The 20,891-nt window shown below is 38.9% G+C and carries 21 protein-coding genes; 5 read left to right on the forward strand and 16 right to left on the reverse strand.

From position 1 onward, the window contains the following. Window positions 1–49: 49 nt before the first annotated feature. The 7 genes from G6R08_RS09710 to G6R08_RS09740 form a co-directional block, all read right to left on the reverse strand. Entirely contained in the window at window positions 50–1,060 is a 1,011-nt protein-coding gene (locus G6R08_RS09710) for a C40 family peptidase (protein ID WP_240339813.1), read from the reverse strand. Between the two features lie 24 nt (window positions 1,061–1,084). Then, entirely contained in the window at window positions 1,085–2,149 is a 1,065-nt protein-coding gene (locus G6R08_RS09715) for a dipeptide epimerase (RefSeq protein ID WP_163527795.1), read from the reverse strand. 18 nt (window positions 2,150–2,167) lie between these two features. After that, window positions 2,168–3,334: a DUF819 family protein gene (locus G6R08_RS09720; RefSeq protein ID WP_163527796.1), complete on the reverse strand. Its 1,167-nt coding sequence runs from the start codon at window positions 3,332–3,334 to the stop codon at window positions 2,168–2,170. A gap of 102 nt (window positions 3,335–3,436) precedes the next feature. Beyond that, on the reverse strand, window positions 3,437–3,754 hold the full coding sequence (locus G6R08_RS09725; RefSeq protein ID WP_079529166.1) for a DUF3870 domain-containing protein: 318 nt from the start codon (window positions 3,752–3,754) through the stop codon (window positions 3,437–3,439). Between the two features lie 254 nt (window positions 3,755–4,008). Next, the gene (locus G6R08_RS09730) at window positions 4,009–4,380 is read right to left on the reverse strand and encodes a YbaN family protein (RefSeq protein ID WP_205439414.1); all 372 of its coding nucleotides are present in this window, start codon (window positions 4,378–4,380) and stop codon (window positions 4,009–4,011) included. 356 nt (window positions 4,381–4,736) lie between these two features. Further along, window positions 4,737–5,564, reverse strand: a complete 828-nt coding sequence (locus G6R08_RS09735; RefSeq protein WP_163527797.1) for a YihY/virulence factor BrkB family protein — start codon at window positions 5,562–5,564, stop codon at window positions 4,737–4,739. A gap of 85 nt (window positions 5,565–5,649) precedes the next feature. Then, a complete protein-coding gene (locus tag G6R08_RS09740) occupies window positions 5,650–6,462 on the reverse strand; it encodes a hypothetical protein (protein WP_163527798.1) in 813 nt (270 codons plus the stop codon). 138 nt (window positions 6,463–6,600) lie between these two features. Between G6R08_RS09740 and G6R08_RS09745 the strand changes: the two genes are divergently transcribed. Continuing rightward, the gene (locus G6R08_RS09745; RefSeq protein WP_163527799.1) at window positions 6,601–9,288 is read left to right on the forward strand and encodes a DEAD/DEAH box helicase family protein; all 2,688 of its coding nucleotides are present in this window, start codon (window positions 6,601–6,603) and stop codon (window positions 9,286–9,288) included. 151 nt (window positions 9,289–9,439) lie between these two features. Here G6R08_RS09745 and G6R08_RS09750 read toward each other — a convergent pair whose 3' ends face one another. The 9 genes from G6R08_RS09750 to G6R08_RS09790 form a co-directional block, all read right to left on the reverse strand. Beyond that, window positions 9,440–10,084: a hypothetical protein gene (locus tag G6R08_RS09750; RefSeq protein ID WP_163527800.1), complete on the reverse strand. Its 645-nt coding sequence runs from the start codon at window positions 10,082–10,084 to the stop codon at window positions 9,440–9,442. A gap of 27 nt (window positions 10,085–10,111) precedes the next feature. Beyond that, the gene (locus G6R08_RS09755) at window positions 10,112–11,707 is read right to left on the reverse strand and encodes an LXG domain-containing protein (protein ID WP_163527801.1); all 1,596 of its coding nucleotides are present in this window, start codon (window positions 11,705–11,707) and stop codon (window positions 10,112–10,114) included. Window positions 11,708–11,770: 63 nt separating this feature from the next. Then, on the reverse strand, window positions 11,771–12,043 hold the full coding sequence (locus tag G6R08_RS09760; RefSeq protein WP_163527802.1) for a DUF5344 family protein: 273 nt from the start codon (window positions 12,041–12,043) through the stop codon (window positions 11,771–11,773). Between the two features lie 14 nt (window positions 12,044–12,057). Further along, window positions 12,058–12,444, reverse strand: a complete 387-nt coding sequence (locus G6R08_RS09765; protein ID WP_163527803.1) for a YwqH-like family protein — start codon at window positions 12,442–12,444, stop codon at window positions 12,058–12,060. 917 nt (window positions 12,445–13,361) lie between these two features. Continuing rightward, window positions 13,362–13,652 (reverse strand): AbrB/MazE/SpoVT family DNA-binding domain-containing protein, encoded by a 291-nt coding sequence (locus G6R08_RS09770; RefSeq protein WP_163527804.1) that lies wholly within the window; start codon window positions 13,650–13,652, stop codon window positions 13,362–13,364. 65 nt (window positions 13,653–13,717) lie between these two features. Then, window positions 13,718–15,067, reverse strand: a complete 1,350-nt coding sequence (locus tag G6R08_RS09775; RefSeq protein WP_163527805.1) for an FtsX-like permease family protein — start codon at window positions 15,065–15,067, stop codon at window positions 13,718–13,720. A 36-nt stretch (window positions 15,068–15,103) separates the two neighbouring features. Beyond that, entirely contained in the window at window positions 15,104–15,841 is a 738-nt protein-coding gene (locus G6R08_RS09780; protein WP_163527806.1) for an ABC transporter permease, read from the reverse strand. A 32-nt stretch (window positions 15,842–15,873) separates the two neighbouring features. After that, window positions 15,874–16,605, reverse strand: a complete 732-nt coding sequence (locus G6R08_RS09785) for an ABC transporter permease (protein WP_163527807.1) — start codon at window positions 16,603–16,605, stop codon at window positions 15,874–15,876. Further along, complete coding sequence (locus G6R08_RS09790; protein ID WP_240339684.1) at window positions 16,606–17,532, reverse strand: ABC transporter ATP-binding protein; 927 nt, start codon at window positions 17,530–17,532, stop codon at window positions 16,606–16,608. A gap of 270 nt (window positions 17,533–17,802) precedes the next feature. Here G6R08_RS09790 and G6R08_RS09795 point away from each other — a divergent pair, with 270 nt between their 5' ends. The 4 genes from G6R08_RS09795 to G6R08_RS09810 all read left to right on the forward strand — a co-directional run bounded on the left by G6R08_RS09795 (window position 17,803) and on the right by G6R08_RS09810 (window position 20,832). Next, window positions 17,803–18,504 (forward strand): response regulator transcription factor, encoded by a 702-nt coding sequence (locus G6R08_RS09795; RefSeq protein ID WP_163527808.1) that lies wholly within the window; start codon window positions 17,803–17,805, stop codon window positions 18,502–18,504. Further along, window positions 18,501–19,484, forward strand: a complete 984-nt coding sequence (locus G6R08_RS09800) for a sensor histidine kinase (RefSeq protein WP_163527809.1) — start codon at window positions 18,501–18,503, stop codon at window positions 19,482–19,484. Before G6R08_RS09795 ends, G6R08_RS09800 begins: the two co-directional genes overlap by 4 nt. Window positions 19,485–19,573: 89 nt before the next feature. Continuing rightward, window positions 19,574–20,341 (forward strand): ABC transporter ATP-binding protein, encoded by a 768-nt coding sequence (locus G6R08_RS09805; RefSeq protein ID WP_163527810.1) that lies wholly within the window; start codon window positions 19,574–19,576, stop codon window positions 20,339–20,341. A 359-nt stretch (window positions 20,342–20,700) separates the two neighbouring features. After that, a complete protein-coding gene (locus G6R08_RS09810; RefSeq protein WP_163527811.1) occupies window positions 20,701–20,832 on the forward strand; it encodes a type A2 lanthipeptide in 132 nt (43 codons plus the stop codon). Window positions 20,833–20,891 lie beyond the last annotated feature (59 nt).

The raw sequence follows: 20,891 nt of genomic DNA on the forward strand, positions 1-20,891 counted from the left end.
ATCCAGTATTTGGATGACCTGAGGTGGGGGTTTTTTCCATTCTATAAGATTAGTCTATATATCTTCTGGCTCCGGAGAATTCAGAAGAGTAGTAGTCTGATTCAAAAACTTCAATGATCTCAACTGTACTGCTGGAGTTCGGAGAATGAATCATTTCTCCATCGCCGATATACATCCCGACATGGTGCACGGATCCCTCTCCTTCATTATAAGCAAAGAACAATAGATCACCTTTTTGTAAGTCCTCTTTAGCTACAGGCGTTCCGTGTGTTGCCTGTACAGAGGAATCACGTGGAATCGTTATACCGTTTGCCTTATAGATCGTATGGGTGAAACCGGAACAATCAAAACCAAATCCTGATGCTCCCGCCCATAAGTATGGCAATCCTAAAAACTGCTTCCCTGTCTCTACTAGATCCTGCCCTGTTGGATCAGGAATATCTTGCTGTGAATCATAAACAGAAACAGAGTCTGAAGCAACCCACTTCATGCCATCACTCGGTGTTGCGACAAGAGTCATCTCCCCTACTTCTGCCACAACTGGAAGTTTCGTATTAAAGCTGATTTCCTTAAACTTACCTTGGCGTTGTTTGTCATCATAAAGCCATGCGGTCGTATCTGTAACAAGTGCAAATGATTTAGTCTCTTTTAATGCAGCAAAATGGTTTTCATCTGCCAGCTGAACTTTTGGCATCCACGCAGGGTAGCCTAGTTCGTTCTTCGGTGTCGGCTGACCGTGAACAGCAACTTTAACCCAATCACCGCTTTCCTCAAGGATCGTGACTTCCTGCCCGTATAAGGCTTGTGTTTGCAAATTACCGACCAACCAAAGCTTTTGGTCCAGAGTCATATTTTCCGTCCACTTCCACATGTCTACTGGATTTCCTACAGACGGCTCATCAACTGGACGGGTAATATCAGGCTCAGACCACAGGGTTGCTACGGAAACATCGACATAAGCCGTTTCACCCTTTACAGCTTCCTCTGCCTGTGATGTTAATGGGGCAGACAAGCAGGACACGAGAATAAGAGCTAACAAGAACATAGTCCATTTCTTAATCAAGATAAAGCACCTCCAAATTTTTTAGTTAAAACCAATCCCAGGGGCATCTGATAAGTGAATCTTATTTCCTTCGAATTGCATACCTCCCTTCATGTTTTCATCAGTCATCCATATAGGAGCATCTAAATCATAATAGGTAATGTTTGGATGTGCAGCTGCCAGATGGCTTGCTGCTGTTACAGAAACCATCGATTCCATCATGCTCCCGATCATGCATTGAATGCCTGCCGCTTCACACATATCAGCGATCTGCCAGGCACGGCGAATTCCGCCACACTTCATTAACTTAATATTTATGAGATCCACTGCCCCAAGCTGGACGAGTCGTGATGCATCTCTTGGGGTAAAGACACTTTCGTCCGCCATAATCGGAGTTGAAACGTGGTCCCTGACGAATTTCAATCCTTCCAGGTCATTGGCAGGGACAGGCTGCTCTACAAGCTCAATCCCCCACTTCTCCCGTTCCATAAATTGAATGATATGAACAGCTTGCTTGCTAATCCAGCCTTGATTTGCGTCCAGTCGCAGCAAGACATCATCACCCGCTGCTTCTCGTACTTTTTCAATACGAAGGAGATCTAGTCTCTCATCATTGCCGACCTTAATTTTTAATACATTAAATCCTTCCGCCACTTTTTCCCTTGCAGATTGATACATCACACGGGGATCATCGATGCTGACAGTCATATCTGTTTCCAGCTGGTTTGTATAACCTCCAAGCAGCGCATAAAGCGGCAAGTTAAACAGTTTGCAATAGGCATCATGTAAAGCGATATCCACTGCCGCTTTAGCACTGGTATTGCCCGCACAGCTTTTCTCTAGATCCATAATCACTTTGTTAAGGAAAAGAATCTCTTTATTCATTACAGCCTGCTTGAGCGGACCGTTAACAGCAGTCATGATCCCTTCCAATGATTCACCAGTAATTTGCCAAGTAGAAGCAGCTGATCCCAATCCGGATACGCCATTCTCCAATTCAATATGCACATCTACTACATCAATCTCTGTCACGCTTCTTAGGGATGTTTTAAATGGCTGTTTCAGTTTAACTGATCGCTTCTTACAGCCTAGATTAATAATCTTCACAACGATATCTCCTCTTTACTACAAGAATGATAGAATTTTTGCTACAAGTAATCCGTAATAGGTACCAAGGAATGAACCAGCGAGAGCCATTAACACCCCGATAGGAATTAAAGACCTGTGATAGGTCCCTGCAAGTAATGGTGCTGAAGCCATACCGCCAATATTCGCAAGGCTCGACACACCTAACGTGAAGAGATCCATCTTAAACAACTTAGCTACCAGCATAAGGACCAATCCATGAATCGCTAAAATGACGAAGCCAGATACGATATAGATTGGCGCTTGGAACAACTGGGTGAAGTCAGCTCGGGAAGCAATTAAGGCGATCACAATATAAAGCAATACATTTGCTATATCCATTGAACCAGGGACCTTTGAAATTCGAGTCATGGCAAGCAATACCCCGACAATAGACACAATGAAAATCGTCCACGTTGTTGCATTGACTACTGTTCCGAATTCAGGAAGCAGCTCCCCAAATTTAGCAGCTACGGCTGAAGTAAAAATGGCGATAGAGATCAAACCCATTATGTGCACAAATGAAATGGACTTTTGCTGTTTTTCCTCGTGTTCTTCCTTCAAATCAGCTGTAATTTCATCAAGATGAGATGTATCGGCCTTTGCCCATTTATTGAAAACCGTCGCAAAAGGAACAAGCCAGAACATAATCATGACCCATGTTGAATAATTGACCGTATCCATGATCAAAGCATAACCGAATATGTTCTCAGGCACATCGAGGATCCCCTGAATAATCACCATATTCGCTGATCCGCCCGTCCAGCTTCCTGCCAGCGCTCCGAAAGCCTGCCAAGTTTCAGGTGCATATAACCCCTGGAACATTAAAAAGGTGAGCACGAAACCGAGGATGATACTAAATGAGGCCGCCACGTAGCCAATTAACATTTTAGGTCCAAGTTTAACTAGCTTTCTTAAGTCACAGTTCAATAACATTAATAAAATTAACATCGGTAATAAAGCATCTCTTACTGAACCATACGTCGAATCAATCGACTCCGTCTCTCCGATAATGCCGCTTGTTTTCAAGATTGCGCCGCTAAAATAAATCAATACAATACCTGGCACATACTTAAAGAACTTGCTCTTGGTGCTCGATTCGAAGTAGGCGATCAAACCCGCCAGGCCAACGACCACACCAAGGTACAAAAATCCTCCTTCAATCATGTTCATTCCCCCTATTTTAATTTAAATATAAAAAACCCAGCTGCAAGAATCGTATTCTTGTCAGCTGGGTTTTATCAACGAGAAGTTAGATAAAGCAGCTCTCTACTTATTTAGTGCTTCTTTATATTTATAATAGGCTTGTTTAAAAGCTACAATTAATGCTTTTTGAGAAGAGCCAAAATAGCGTGCCTGTACCTCTTTAGCAGCCCCGTCATAATCCAATATACTCCGCCCTGCAAAAAGACTTTGCACAAACTTAACGGTAATTCCCATCATGGCAGTGCACTCCACATCCACAATGAGATCTGTTTCTGGATCAATAACGAACCCTATGAAAAAACCATCATACTTTTTCGTGATAGGGTTATTACCTGGGGATTTTGCCTCCCCGACTACATAACAAGTTCCACTGGCATACACTTTATTCACTCTCCAGATCAATCCGGCATCTTCCGTACGGATTACCTGTTCGATAGGGAACGGGCAGCCGCTACGAAATGTAGATGTTCTCGGAGGTAGTTTTGAAAAAATAGTACCATGAAATGAATCCGCTTTCAAATAATTGTTGAAAATTATTGAAAAATGTTACTTTCTACTTATCCCAAGGAAGGAATTAATTAACTATGACCACGACACAGCGCAAATGGCATAGACTGCCGAGGGATTATAAGTCATCATCTCAGTGTCTTTTGAGACAGAATGAACCACGTAAAGTAGGCCGCCACTAACATCATGATGATTCGTACGAACACTAACGGTACAATAAAAAAAGCAGAATAGATAATGGAAATCCACAACGTGGCAACTCCGAGCACCTTCGCTTTTAAGGGAATTCCCTTTCCTGAACGAAAGTTTTGAATATAGCTCCCGAACCACTTATTATGGATAAGCCATTGGTAAAGTCTATTCGAGCTTCGTACAAAACATGCAGCTGAAAGTAATAAAAATGGTGTAGTCGGTATTAAAGGCAGCACAATCCCTATTATACCTAGGGCTAGAGACAGGCTGCCAATAATAATTAAGCTAACTTGTATCACTAATTTCATAGTCAAGCCCTTCGTTTCTTTAGAAATAGCTGGTTTTGTCATAAAGAGGCTGAGAGAATCTAAACTTCTTAAGTAAAAAGACGAACAATGTACTTTATAGCGGAGAAAATATACGGAGACTCCTACGGGAGGAAAGGCCTAGATGAGACCCCGCAGTGCGTCAGCACAAGGAGGCTCAACAAGGAAGTTCGGTTAAAACCGGCACGTCCTGTGCCAACACCGAACGACCCCACTACGCGCGAGGGCCGCGGAAAGCGAAGTATATTTTCGTAGCGGATTATAGGCACCCTTTGTAATTTTTACTTAGTTCGGACTTTTACTTGGTAAAAACACTTTTGTCCAACCCATTTTTACTTTTACTTCACGTTCGCCTTTTTCCTACGATGATGGACCACGTTGATCTCTGCGCCAATCATTAGGATAATACCCGTAATAAAGAACCAAAGCATTAAAATAATGATCCCTCCCAGACTGCCATACGTCGCCGAATAATTACCAAAATTGCTGACATAAAAGGAAAAGGCAAGGGAAATAAGCTGCCAGAGAACTGCCGTAATTATTGCTCCAGGCAAAATCTCTTTAAAGGGTAACGTTTTGTTTGGTGCAATATGATATAACGCCATTAATACTACACTCATCACAACTATACTAATTACCCAGCGCAGTACTTGAAATAAGATCACTGTGGTCTCGGGCAGTCCTAAGAATGCTTGCAAGAAATTAATAAGCACATCACCAAAAATTGGCAAAGTAAGAGTGACGACAATCGCTACAATCATACCTAGTGTAAGCAAGATGGATAGTAATCTGATCTTAATAAACGATCTCGTCTCTTCTACATTATAAGCCATATTCGATGATTGTATAAATGCGTTAACACCGCTTGAGGCTGACCATAATGTACCAATAATACCAATGGTCAGCAGCCCGCCTTTAGGCTGCGCGACAAGGTTGACAATATTCTCACGATACGTCTCCACCGTTCCTCCTGGCGCCACATTTTGCAAGAAATCTATAGCTGTTTCAGGATCAATATTTAAATAAGGCAGGATAGATAATAGCAGGATAAGCATAGGAACAATCGCAAGTAAGTAATAATATGCTTGTGCCGCACCTAATATCGGAACATTATCTTTCTGGAATTCATCCAGAATCTCTTTAGAATAACTAATCACTTTCTTCATAAAAGGCCTCCTCAAACTAGTTACATAAATACTTCCCTGTTTTTCCTAGTCGATAACCTTAAAATGATAGAAAGACTGCTTTCCCCTACCTTTTCTCGACCTTGTTCAAGTTATGAAAGAACTCCAGCAAGGTATTCTCTATCTTATGGAAGTATTCCCCTGCTTCAACAGGATGGATAAAAATTTCATGGTTGTTCACCTGTTCATAATCAATATGCCAGATTAGTCCCTCCCCTGGTAATAAGAAAACAATTTGATCAAACTTGGACTGATCCTCAACAAAATTGGAAACCATGAAAGCTAGATTATCTAACTCCTGTTCGTTATGTAAGAAATCCTTTAAAAAACTTCGCAAGGAAGCATCTACTTCTTCATCCTGAATCATTCTCTCCAATACTACCGTTTCTGCAGCATGTAAACCATCAAACATATCATCTGACAACTGGATGGTTTGTAAATCACTGCTGCCATGATCAGTACTAGCTAAACCATAGTGGCTGCGCAAAATGGACTCAAACCCCTCATTGTTTTTATGAACCCAGAACGTATGCTCATGGCTATGGATTTCCTGTATTAGCGAATGCTCTTGATTTATAGAATGAATAAGCGCAACACGTTCTCTTTCTATATTTACACATCGTACTTTTTTCGTTGATTGAACTAGCAAGTGCAGCAAATCTTCTAATCCACTAGCAATATTGCTTGGCTTTTCATCATCCCAGTACCCCTTTTGTCTTAAAGATGTTTCTGCTTGATATACAAAACGGTCAAACTCTGCCTCGTTTTGAATTAACTTATGATCATTGAGAATCTGACTAGCAACTTGTTCGTAACCGCACAGCACTAATGCTGACACTAACTCATTTACAGTTAGCTTGATTGTCCCTTTATCGATCATGCAATCCCTCCTTAACTATACTCCATACTATACATGAAATTTCCTCAATTTTTCCACTTTCAATTACGCTAGCTTGTGCAAATATTGTTATACTATATATACCATTGTACATAGAATTTTGAAGAAGGAGGAGAGAAAATGGAGGCATTTCCGGATGAGATATCTTTTTGCTATGACTGGCGTTCCTACCAAGCAAAAGCCCTCGATCAGTTAGACAAACATTTGAAAGATAAGCATTTTCATCTGGTAGCTCCGCCTGGTTCCGGTAAAACTGTGTTAGGTTTAGAAGTCATGCTTCGACTGAATCAACCTACATTCATTGTTGCACCGACTATTGCCATTCGTAATCAATGGGCTGATAGATTTCAAGAGTTATTCTTGCAAACTAAAACAAGACCTGATTGGATTTCCACTGATATCCGTCAGCCGGCATTTTTAACCATAACCACCTATCAATCCTTACATAGCCTTTATCGAGGAGAACAAGAGAAGGACGAGGAAGAAGAACTGGATGAACCTGCTGATTCAGCGACAGATGAATCAGCAGAAAGTCAAAATGATGTGGAACTGGCTATGGACCATTTACATAAGATTGGGTTTAAGACCTTCATATTAGACGAAGCCCACCATTTAAGAACAGCCTGGTGGCAGAGTACGATTGACTTTCGCGACAGCCTTGGACATCCGGCGATCGTTGCTTTAACGGCTACCCCGCCTTATGACACCAGCATGTCGGAGTGGAAGAAGTATGTGGATTTATGCGGACACATAGATGCCGAAATTAGTGTCCCTGAACTTGTGAGGGAAGCAGAATTATGCCCCCATCAAGATTATGTCTATGCTTCAGCTCCCTCCCATGAAGAATCTGAGCCGATTTATGCCTTCAAGGAGAAGGTAAGGGCATTTCAAAAAGAAATCATACATAACGAAGCATTTAAAACATTAATTGAACAGCATCCTTGGATCGCTTCTTCCAAAGATCATGTAGAAAATATTCTATCATCACCTTCCTATTTCTCGAGCCTTATCATTTACTTGAAGAAATCAGGCAGTACGGCATGGAAGAAAGCTATTAAAACTATTGAAGCTAATGAAAAGGATATTCCTGATTTTGATTTGGAATGGCTTGAAGAAATGCTTACAGGTGTGCTGTTTAAAGATGATTACTTTGCACCTAGAGAAGCGATTATTAAAGACATTCATAAACACCTTTCACAGATAGGTGCTGTCGAAAGAAGAAAAGTGATGCTGCAGTCTACCGATATGATTAACCGAACATTAGTAAATAGTGTTTCAAAACTCTCAAGCATCAGCCAGATTGTTTCATTTGAGGAAAAAGAATTAGGCAAAGATTTACGATTGGTTATCCTTGCCGATTATATCAGAATGAAAGATATGCCAAATAAAACAGGCGATGAAAAACCACTTGTTCGTCTCGGGGTAATTCCGATCTTTGAAAAGATCCGCAGAGAATTAGGAACTCAAGTGAAAATAGGTGTGTTAACCGGATCGATTGTCATTATTCCAAGTTCAGCGCTTCCGCTTTTGCAAACATGTGCGGACGAACAACATTTAGAATTCCAATCCAGTCCCCTTGCTTATGACGAAGCATATATCCGTGTAGAGATGAAAGCAGCTTCACGCCAAAAGATGGTAAGTGTTATGACAGAAGTGTTTTCATTAGGCGGGATTCAAGTATTAGTGGGGACAACTGCATTGCTAGGGGAAGGGTGGGATGCACCGAGTATTAACTCCTTGATACTCGCCTCCTACGTGGGAACATTCATGCTGTCCAATCAAATGCGCGGTCGAGCAATCCGGACAGAAACTGGTAATCCTATGAAAACAGCCAATATATGGCACCTTGTTTGTTTTGACCCTGATCAACGAGATGGAGGCCATGATTTTAACTCGCTCACCAGAAGATTCCGTTCGTTAATAGGAATCGCGGTCCAAAGAGAAACTATTGAAACCGGCATCGAACGAATGAATTTACAGCAGCCTCCTTATTCTCAGGAGAAAATCCATACCGCAAACAAGAAAATGTTTGAAAGAGCAAGTGCTCGCAAGGAACTTTTCGATCGTTGGAAAAAGGCTGTAGAACAGGATGGAGAAATTACGGAAGAGATCATTTCGGATAAACGAGCAGTTCCTCGTCCTTTTATTTTCAGAAATACACTTAAGGCCATGTTTATCTTTGCCATTATTAATGGTGTGCAACTCTTTTTTGGAGCTCTGGATTCAAACACAGCTTACGCTGAGAATGATTTCAATCTTGCTTTTTTATTTGTGGTAGCTCTCATCGCGATCCTTTCTGCATTGCCATTGTTAAAAGCAATCAAAACTTCCTTGCGCCATTCCTCGATTGAATCCAGTATGGTTCATGTTGGAGAGGTGGTCTACAACACATTACATTATATGAACCTAATCCAAACGAATCTTGAACACAATCAAATTCATGCTGAAAAAAACGAACTCGGTTTTGTTACATGCTGGATGGAAAAAGGAACTACCCATGAAAAAACGGTCTTCCTCAAAGCGATGGAAGAACTTGTCGACCCTATTGAAAACCCAAGGTATATTTTGTTTAGAAAATCAAGCTTATTCTTCATACCACGCTATGATTACCATGCTATACCACAAGAAATTGGACGCAGGAAAGAAAATGCGGAATTTTTCACAAAGGAGTGGGAAAAACGTGTAGGAAAAGTAGAACTTATTTACACAAGGACTCCTGAAGGGCGTAACAAATTGTTAACGGCAAGAATGAAATCCATGTCGGCAGCATTTGTTCCTAAATCAGAACGGATAAGTGCCTGGAGATAATAAAGGTCAAGGCCCAACAGAAGTAATACGTTGGTGAGCCTTGGCTTTTTATGCTATTTAGTCAAAAATACCGCCAACCGGAAACTTTGGTTCTCGTTTCATCTTCTTTCTATCGTTGACAGCTATCCATCTTACTATTGCCGGTTACTACCTATTGCTCAAAAACATTAATAAGTACTGCGCTTTGCCACAATAAGAAAAAGACAAATACTATTGCAATTAATTTATTTAAGATTAGCGGTAACCTCATTAAAATAATTTGAATATGATAATTGATTCCTGAGAAAAGAACAGCTATAAACTTAAATGTGTAATCCATGACACTTTCTGCTTCTCCATATACATTCGATTCATACAAAGCTATTGCTGGTTTATGGAAAATAATTGAATATAAAGCCACCATGACGTTTGTGAAGATAGTTAAAAGAACAAGTGTGCTTGGATAAGGAATATGAATGCCTGTGAATATTAACGACATCAACGAAAATAAAATAGTTGCTATACCTAAGCCGAGCCACTCATTTTTTTGCGGCATGCTGAATTTCCTGTTCCTTGTCGTTGGCTTTACACAAGCTGTTACGCCTATCAGGATAAGGAAAAGCTCAAGGGTAAAGATGAACATACCTAAAGCAGATCCACCTGTACCTCTCCACACTCCATAATTGATTACGAACAACAACAAAATAAAAATCATTAGAAGGTTAGCCTTTAGAAAGAATTTGAAGCCACTTTTGAGAGAGAACTTTTTTGGCTCTTGAATGATCTCACCTTGTTTATCCAGAGATGAATTGCTCATTGTATCTCCCCATTTCTGTTTATATGGTTAATTGAAAAAGTTTGAGATGAACTTTCCAGAACCTGAGATAAGATCATCTATCCCCTCTTCTAACTTTTTCCCTGTCTCCTCTCCCCATTCTATAGCTCCTTCTACTTGCTCATCCAGCCATCTTCCGGCATCCTCGCCCCAGTCTTTCACAGTATCCTCAACGATCCAGGACCCAATAATACCAACTCCAGCTCCCACTGCTCCGCCAATAATGGTTCCTACACCTGGACAAATCATCGTACCAATGGCAGCTCCACCGGTTGTCAGACCTGCAACCCCGACATCTAATCCGAGACCTGCAGCAAACCGACCCGTTTTTTCCAATCCTGACTTATGCTTATTGGTATCACTGTAAAATTCCCCGGAATTAGTCATAACAGAGAACCCTATCCCCACATAAGGGATACGCTTGGCAAACTTAGAAATAGTCTTAGCATCCGAGAATTGTTTTGTCGTTGCTTTCATATCAACATCCCATTTGTACTTTTTAAGCATATTTTCGTCGAGAACTAACACATTCGTGTATTTGTTCGCAACTTTGCCGAAACTAATCCGAGTCGTTCCCCCTTCTAGATTAATCATTTCCCTGAGTACCCCGCTTGGAGCGTTGTTATATTTCCCTAAGTATTTATTAAGTACTGGGTTGGCAGACTTGTTTCCTGTCTTTAATAGTTTGTGAAGATTGCTAGCTAAGTTGGATCCATATTTCTTATTGATATCTTGCTTCCACGCTGAAGAAGCCGCCACAATAAAATTGCCTTTTCTATCCTGGGTCAATTTCAGCATTCCACTGCTTAGCACACTTGCTGCAATGATGCCTTTCGCAACATTATAGGCACCGTTTAATTTTCCTAAATCGGAAAGCCATTGGGCTACATCACCTTTAGGGGTAGAATCTCCTTGTTCTACAGATAGCTTCATAGCACTATCAATCATATCCTGAATGGTGTTCGATTCTCCAAAATAATTCTCCACTTGATTGATTTGAGCCTCAGTCAGAAATACCCCATTTTTCGTCCACGATGTTAGTTTCGAAACAAATTGTTGAATCTGATCTATGGATTGCTCAGGAGACTCCAGTTGTGAAGAACTTGTTTCATCAAGCTCTCTTAAACCATTAACAGTCTCCGCGTTTTGCCGTCTTGCCTGAAAGATGGACTGGTCAAGACGAGAAGTAGATAGACTCATAGGGTTAATTAAATCCCCTACTGAGTCATAATGGTTCCTTATATCATTCACAATATCGTGGGTTATGTTCTCTAATCGATTCAATCCGTTTTCAATATCACTTTCAATAAAGCCTTCCCTTACTAACCCATCTTGGCTTTCATATTCGCCAATAGCACGCTGGATCTCTTTGAGCACATCTATATATTGTTGCTGGAATTGATTGAACAGGATAATAGCCGGAAAGTGCAAGGTAATGAAATGTTCCTTTATAGCTTCCCCGCCTTCCCCTTTAAGGGCATCACCTAAACCAATTACTTTATTCATTTCATCTCTTAGAGTAAGAACTTGTTCCTTTTCCTGCTCCTTTTTTTGAATGATTTCATCTATCCCCTGAATCACTTCGGATACATTCAATACCTTCATCCGTCCGACTCCTTACCTATATCTGATTAACGATTAATTATGAATTCCAAAGAACCTTTATCTCTATTTTTTCATCTGCTCTGACAATCTTTGTTCAGTCTGAATAAAAGAATCAATATTGGAACTGATATCGTCTTCCACTCTTATAAGTGCTGTCTTATACGTGTCTAACGTTTGGTAATATTTCTCTTCGATGGTGTGTATTCTTTCGATGAGGTTAAGTGTAGATGTTGGAAATTGAGGGCGAGGGTTAGTTGTATTCAACTCTGTAGTTCGTTCCTTTAAACTTTTAAAAACGGGTTCCACTTCATTGGGTCTAATATTTATTTCTGACATTTTTCATCACCCCGCTACTTGCTTTTTATAGCATTCATATGATTTTCTTTTGATTCTACCGATTGGGACAAACTTGAATTAAGATTCTGTAACCGAGTTATTTCACTTGTTATTCTTTCAAGCAGAGATTCTACCTTTTGGTTCGAGATAGTTGTATAAGCCTGCTCTATGTCGCTTCTTATATTTAGAAATTCTGCGGCATGCTTGCCTGCCCAAGAATCAGTTGACAACTCCGGGTCAAAAACGAGCTTTTTTTGCACCGCCAGTTCCTCTTGTTCCTTTAAAATGTTGGTCTTAGCTTGTTCTAATCTGTTGATATCTTCTGCATTGGATTGGATCCTATTAGTAAGCGACCAAATGTCGTTTGTTAAAGACCTAATCATGTACTCACTTTCTATCACTTTATTCACCCCTCTTGGTCATAAAGTACTGCATCCGAAAACATTATTTGGAAAATTACCCATATGAATATTGATTATACTGCAGATGATATCACCAGTAAATTGCCTCCCGTTAATTCGCCACCTTTTACCTAGGTATTTCATAAGTAGACAGCTAAAAAATCGTAATAAGAGGCGACAACAGGAAATACGAACTATGATTTTATGCTCTGCTACAATCCTGGCTTTTGTAAGAGAACGTGTATAACTTATCTTCATAATTAACGACGAAAAGTTACTTTTAAGCTAAATCTGCCTATAACAGGAATGGTTTGGGGTTACTCTGAGATATGTATAACATCTACATTGTATATGGTAAAAAAATTAAAATGCTATTGTATCAGTGGTTTTAGGATGTCCAGTAATATATATTTATCGGACATCCTATCCCTTAGTTCAGCTTTTTAATGTCCGATAAGGTGCAAAATAAGAGGTAATTTCTATGTTCACTATGTTCAAACAAAGGTTTCCCATAATTCGGAATGGTTTTGGAATGGTTAATGTACTTTTACAGGTATCTCGGACTTACACCAATCTATGTTCATCTTTTCAATATATGGGAATGTTCCAAGCTTATCATGTCCCCTTCCATGTTCTGGGTATAAATTCCATTTCCCAGAACGTTTATATCACTTATTTCTAGAACTCACATTAAGAGGGGGAAAACACAAAAAAACCCATGTGGAAATGAGCTTCTTTGTTCTTTCTTTTATGGCGGTGAGGTACTGCAGTGAAAGAAGTGAGCGCTTTGGTCTTGTGGTGTCTCGGAATAAACAGGTCGTGGAGTGTTGATACCTTTTGCGATCCGAGACAATACGTTCCACATTATGCGACGACTGCCAGGATGAAAGACCATGATGTTTCTGACAACTTTGTTTCTAATCAAAATTATTGTTTATGTAATTATGTAAGTCCTCTATTACTGTTTTGGCAGCTTTTGGACTCAATATTACTTTGTCATTTGCAAGGACCAAATTGTTTGTTGATATTTCACCTGTTACCTGACAAGTCTCTTCATTTGGTGCATAATTTTTTATGATTATTTGGTCATCGTCTACGTATATTTCCATGGGGGCTTTTATATTAATTCCAAAGGATCTTCTGAGTTCTATTGGTAAAACAATTCTCCCCAATTCATCAACTTTGCGCACAATGCCCGTAGCCTTCATGATATTACCTCCTTCTGTTAGATTAAATTTTATCCGTATTCTTATAGAGTTTTTGCATTGCTAGATTAACGTTTTACACTGTTCTTTTTTACGTTTAATACACTTTTGATTTTTGTGAGATATTGAAATCTTATTAAAATGAAATAGATTATTTGTAATAGTATAAAGCTGCCTATGACCGAAATGGATTCTTTTATAAGTGAATAACTAAACATGTTTTGCATGGCAATAAGGGATATGATGCCATGAATGGTGGCAACGAATAATGGAATAAAAAAGAGGACGCCTAATTTAGTCGTAATGATGGTTGATAACTCTTTTTCCGTTACCCCAAATTTTGTAAGCATTTCATACTCGCGTTTGTCCTCCTTCATATCGGTATAAAGTCGAAAATATAATAGACTTGCGGAAGATATGAAAAATACTGCCCCTATAAAAAACCCAATAAACAAGACAATATCAATACCTTGTTGAGTAATTTTCGTTGATTCAAGAAGCATGGTTCGAATACCAACGATGGTTCCGATCGCTGAAAAGGTTATGGTAAGGACAATCGTTACCATGAATAAAATTTGAGCGTTATCACGTAAACGATAAATTAGGTTCGATACAATGATGATATTCACTTTATGTCGATAGATTTTCTTATGTTTTCTTATGCGTTGAAGAATATAGACGCTAAGCTGCGTATAAAAGAAGTAGGTTCCAATTATGACGATAATGGTCACTGGTATCATGGCGAAGAAAACCATAGCTTCTTGTACGAGCAACGCGATAGCATAGCCTCCTCCTAAAAGAAAAACAGATAAAGTGGATAAAGCAAGAGATGCTTTGGGTGCACGTTTCGGTTTTGTATTTCCTGTAAAGAGATCAATTAATTGACTACCCTGGACAAAAGAAGTCGTAAAGAATGAAATGATCAAAAACAGCACACCAAATGAAATGGAAGTTAAGAGAATGGCTTCCCAGGGCCAATAAAAAGGGAGCTCATTTGACATTCCTAAGGCATATTCGCTAATTAGAAGCAATAGTTTTGCAAACAGCAGTCCAATACATATTCCTGAAATTATGGCTGCGGATCCCATGAGCATATTTTCCAAAAAAATCAGGTTACGCAATTGTTTATCCGACATCCCATTGATTGCGAAAATACCAAATTCTTTTTTTCGGGCTTTCAAAAATAAACTCATCGAATAAAGCACGAAGAGAAAAGAAAACACATAAACAATTGCTTCTGCGAAATGCATACCCACAGAGACATATCCGCCAATTATCTCTGTAGTGAAAGCAGGGTGGAATGCAAAAAGAGCATAAATAAAGAAAACAGAAACCGAGAATACACTGCTAAGAAAGTAGGCTAAATAAACTTGGTTGTTTCTCACTACGTTAATGAATGCTAATCTTGGAAAAGTCATAATCGCCTCCTTACTGGTGAGTTAATGTTAGGTTAGTTAGGCTTCTTGTTTTCGAAAGAACCTATATCCTATTACCATAATGCAGCTAAAGGCTACTAAGGATAGAGTGAGTGAATAGGGGATAGTAAGATTTCTCATCCCTTCTGAATTTGGGTTTAAAGTCAGTGAGGGGAGAGACCAGAAATAATACTTTCCATAGGCGCTGTTTGTAATAACAACACTTGTAATCGATGCTGCTAAACTTATTCCAATGGGGATTCCGATATTCGGGAATTTTATACTTAGAATCATCTGTAAAGCAAGGATCGGGAGACAAGTTATCCAACATATTAGGACATTAACGGCCATCGTACCATAGGGGATATTCCCTACACCCACAATAATCGCCGCTCCTATAGTTCCAATATAAAGGATGACCATGGATAAACCGATGAGTCCAATAGGAATAATTGTTTTAGTGATATAAATAGATTTCAAATTTACTGGCATAGTAAATAGGTATTTCCAATTATTTTCTGAATGTTCAATTCTAGCAAGCCAAACGGCCATCACTGCGATCGATAACGGAAGAAGTAAAAGGCCGTAAAATGTTACGATTTGTCCTAGAAGTTTCTCCCAGGGAACCGCATTCCCTTGTAGGAAAACATCCTGATAACGGACAAAGTTATAAGCCCCAAACGTCACCATTAATAGTGGAGCAATACACATTAATAGCCAAACATAAGAGCGTCTTAACTTCATTAACTCCATCATTAATACTTTACCAAACGTCATACTCTATTCACCTTCGTTTCTGTTTCATATATTTAAATATCTCGGTTGGCAAATTCACGATACCCTATGATTAAACATAGGAGACCCACCACCACGGACTGCCCCATATACCAGATAATATTAATTCCTTCATTTAACCGAATAGGAAGTACCAAATAAGGATATACCCAAGGCAGCCATCGTGTCAGGGCTGATTGTAATAGAAATATGGCTGCTACCGTTCCACAGATAGAGACGGCTAAAGGAATACCTGGATTATCGAATTTAATACTAAGCCAAAATTGAATGGTTAACACAGCAAAAGTGCCAATCAATGCAGCACTAAGCGTTTGTATTAGTCGACCATACGGGACGTCGCCAGGTAAGTGGAGTATCGATGCACTACCTAAAATCCCAATGCCAAGCAAAATGGAGCTTACCAGTAAAAAGAAGATGACTAACGTAATTTTTGCAAAATACACATCTCTACGTTTAATCGGAAGAGCCAAAAAATACTTCCAGTTATTATCTGAATTCTCGCTCATTATAAGCATGCTCGATAACACGGCTGCTAGGATTGGAAGTATAAGTACGGCCCAGATCACTGCATGTTGTTCAATAAAAATGGTCCAAGGTACATCCCCATCTTTCACGACACTTGTATACCGAATTTTAAAATTGGCGTATTGTAATAGCAAAATTAGAATCGGAGCTAAAATGACTGGAAAAACAATCCGATTGTTGCGAAGCTTTGCCCATTCAGCTGAAAGAACCTTATGAAACATTTAGATGGCCCCCTCTTTTCCTGTTAAATCCAAGAAGATTTCCTCTAGAGATTTGACGCTCTCTACCAAATGGGAGACTTCGAATCCATTGTTAACAAGTTTTCTATTTATTGCTGAAACCGAGTCAGTTGGTTGATCGACCAGTAGCATATCTTCCATAATTCTTGCTTGAACATCTTGCTGGCGTAGTAGATCTTTAGCACTCATCAAATTATTGACCTTGATTTCAACTCGAGGTTTTTGATCTCTCTTCAACTCTTCCATTGTGCCATGAAACTTTAATTTTCCAGACTGAATGATGCCTACGTGGGAAGCGACCATTTCGATTTCGGCAAGATTGTGACTAGAAATTAACACTGTTATACCAAAGTCTTCGGGCATTCGTTTAATCAGTTGCCGAATTTCGTGGATGCCACTTGGATCAAGCCCGTTTGTAGGTTCATCTAATATTAATAGTTCTGGAGAACCAAGCAGAGCGAGGGCTATTCCTAGTCTTTGCTTCATTCCCAGAGAATACTGCTTTACTGGCTGGTGGGAAACGTCAGATAATCGAACAATTCCAAGCACTTCTTCGATTCGGGCGTTAGAAGACCCTAATATTTTACTAGAGAGTTTTAAATTTTCGAATCCTGTTAAGTTTCGATAATAAGAAGGCGCTTCGACAAGAGCCCCTACTCGTCGAAGAATATCAATTCGATTTTTATGAAACGTTTGACCAAATAGCCTTACTTCACCTTCTGTTGGCTTCATTAGTCCGAGTAGCATACGGATTGAAGTGGTTTTCCCTGCACCATTTGGGCCAAGAAAGCCAAAAATTTGACCGCGTTTAATTTCTAGATTCACATGATCAACTGAATATTGATCTCCAAATTTTTTTGTTAAATTTTTTGTAGCGACTAATGTTTCTTCAACATCCTTATTCATCATTATCCCTACCTTTATGTACTGTCAAAGACTCTGGTACTCGCTTTGTTCGATGCAAGGTGTCTCTGAGCAAATTGTCTATAGTTGTACTATATGCGTAATGCAATTTGACTACCATTGTTTAACCTTTCATTACCTTACGATATTGTAAGATAAAGAAGGTGAATCCGTTTAACGATTTAACCCTATTTATAGATGGTGGAAATATATGCTAAAATTAACTGTTTGCTATAAGGGTAGTAAAATTGGAAAATCATTGAAGGAGTGGAATCTATGTTTCGTGTTTTAATTGTCGAAGATGATGAGAAGTTGGTCTCTCTCCTACAAGACTATTTTCAGAAGTATGAATTTGAAACAAGCGTCGTTCGAAGATTTGGAAGTGTGGTTGAAGAGTTTAAAGCTTTCTCTCCACACCTTGTTTTATTGGATATCAATTTACCAAAATTCGATGGTTACTACTGGTGCAGACAAATACGGCAATTCTCTACTTGTCCCATTTTATTTATTTCAGCTCGTGACGAAAAGATGGAACAGGTGATGGCTATGGAAAATGGTGGTGATGATTTTATTACAAAACCCTTCGATTATGAGATTGTACTTGCAAAAATAAGAAGTCAATTACGGCGGTCTTATGGTGATTATGCAACGAACCAACTAAGTAGGACGATAAACCTTGAGGGAGTTTCCCTTGATGTGGACCGCATGGTTATAAGTTTTGGTGCCGATATGGTTGAACTAAGTCATACGGAGACAAGAATGCTAAGTGAATTTTTAAGCAAGCCTGAAGCAGTCATTAGTCGTGACCGATTGCTTGAAAAAATTTGGGATGAGGAAGCATTTGTAGATGATAATACACTTAACGTTAATATTAACCGTGTGCGAAAAAAGCTTCAAAATCTCCACATTGAAAATGCCATCCTGACAGTAAGGGGAAAAGGATATCGTCTCATTCCTAATTGGGGGAGAGGAGAATGAAGCTATTTCTCCGTGATCATGTTTCTTTTTGCTGTTTGTATGTCGGACAATTATTGCTCATATTGCTGATTTTTTGGCTTGATGGCTATCGAAATGGATCTACAGCTTTGTATGCATCGATTTTAAGCCTCTTACTCTTTGGTTGTTATTTAGTCGTTCGCTACATACGAAACCAGACATTTTATAAACGACTTTCAACTCCTTTAACGTCATTGAATGATTACAGCATGGAACGTCAATCTTCTCCACTACCATACTATTTAGATCAGTTTCACGATGAACTACGCCAGTACTATCTAAAAGAAATGGAAAGTTCCACATTCAAATTTGACCGTCACATTCAATTTTTAAATCAATGGGTCCATCAAATGAAAACGCCTCTCTCTGTTATGCACCTCATGGCGCAAGAACGAGATGATGAATTTTCTTTGTCTCTTAACGATGAGATTGAGAGGATGAAAAACGGATTGGATATCGTTTTATATACTTCGCGACTGGATTCTTTTGAGAATGACTTTTATCTGGAATCCTTGAGTCTCTATTCTTTGATTAGAAAAACAACTTCTGTTCAGAAACGATTATTCATAAGGAATCATATCTATCCGGAAAATATGATCGATCCAGAACTTCACATCTATTCAGATGAAAAATGGCTATCTTTTGTTTTCACACAACTCATCACTAATGCCATCAAATACACAGTGGACAGTGGACAGAAAATCAAATTTGAGGCGAAACAACTAAAAGATGCAATTGTTTTTACGGTTCGTGATTATGGCGTTGGGATATCTAAAAGTGATTTACCTCGTGTTTTTGACCCTTACTTTACTGGTGAAAATGGACGATCGTTTCATGAGTCTACAGGAATGGGGCTTTTTCTGGTTAAACAAATTCTTGATGAATTAGGACATCGTATCGAGATAGAATCTAATCTCAATCAAGGCACGATCGTTCAGGTTTATTTTAAACAAGTAACGTGAATTACAAGTTTGTAAGTGAATTGTAAGGTTAATCAATTCCTCAACCATTGTGCTAGCGTTACACTATGCTTACTTAGGAGGGGAGCTATATGCAAATTGTAGATGTAAAGGGATTGAGTAAAGTATATAGAGGAAGGGTTTCTCATTGCGCTCTGGATCGCATCAATTTTTCAATTGATGAAGGAGAATTTGTTGGAATTATGGGTCCCTCTGGTAGTGGGAAGACGACGTTACTAAATTTATTAGCCACAATTGATATGCCATCTCATGGTACAATTTCGATCAACGGGAGTAATCCACATGCTATGACTCATAAAGATAAAGCTATTTTTCGAAGGAATGAACTTGGTTTTGTTTTTCAGCAATTTAACCTTCTTGACACACTGACAGTGGAAGAAAATATCTTATTGCCTTTAGCTTTAAACGGGGTGAAATCTCAAGAAATAGACAAAGAAATTGCGCGTATTTCTCAACAACTGGGTATAGAATCTCTTTTACATAATAGAACCTATGAAATTTCAGGTGGACAAACGCAACGAACTGCTATCGCTCGAGCGATTATTCATAAACCCTCGTTACTTTTAGCAGATGAACCTACTGGAAACCTTGATTCAAATTCATCCAAAGCTGTCATGGAAACACTTACTGAAATTAACCACAGTGAAAACACCACCACTCTTATGGTAACGCATGATCCAGTCGTAGCAAGCTATTGCAAACGAGTCATTTTCATCAAAGATGGTAAGCTTTATAACGAGATTTATAAAGGAGATAGTCGCACCGATTTTTTCCAAAAAATCATTGATGTTCTGGGTCATTTGGGTGGTGATAGCTATAATTTGATTGTACCTAATTGATCATCATACCTTCCATTTTGCACAAATTAAACAAAAAACTGAGAGTAAAAAGCTCTCGGTTTTTTTATTGATTTTCTTCTGAATTTTCCTTTCACAATAATCGTTACGTGTTAAAACATTCTAAATAAAGGTAATACATGTAATTTATCTCAATCTAAAGACACCTCTTTATCAAAATAAAGAAATTCGAGGCAAAATAACCAGGTCTAAGGAGCTTATTAAAATACCATTTTTATCCTTTATTGGTGTAATTGGTACGAAATTACAAAAAACGTATATATTTAACAAAAATGTATGTATATAATTTCAATTGTTAGGCGCCATGGTTGCCAAAACATAATCAGAGGAGGAATTTTAAAATGGAAGATTTGAAAAATGTAGTAGTCACTTTATCTGATGAGGAATTACAAGAAGCTTCAGGTGCAGCTGGTTGTGGATGGTCTTGCACAATCACTGATGACTGTCCTAATAGCGTATTTGTTTGTTGCTAATAACTAAAAGTTAAATCAATTAAGACAAGGGGGAATCTTCTCCTTGTCTTAATTGTATG

Source organism: Halobacillus ihumii (assembly GCF_902726645.1).
Lineage (GTDB): Bacteria > Bacillota > Bacilli > Bacillales > Halobacillaceae > Halobacillus_A > Halobacillus_A ihumii.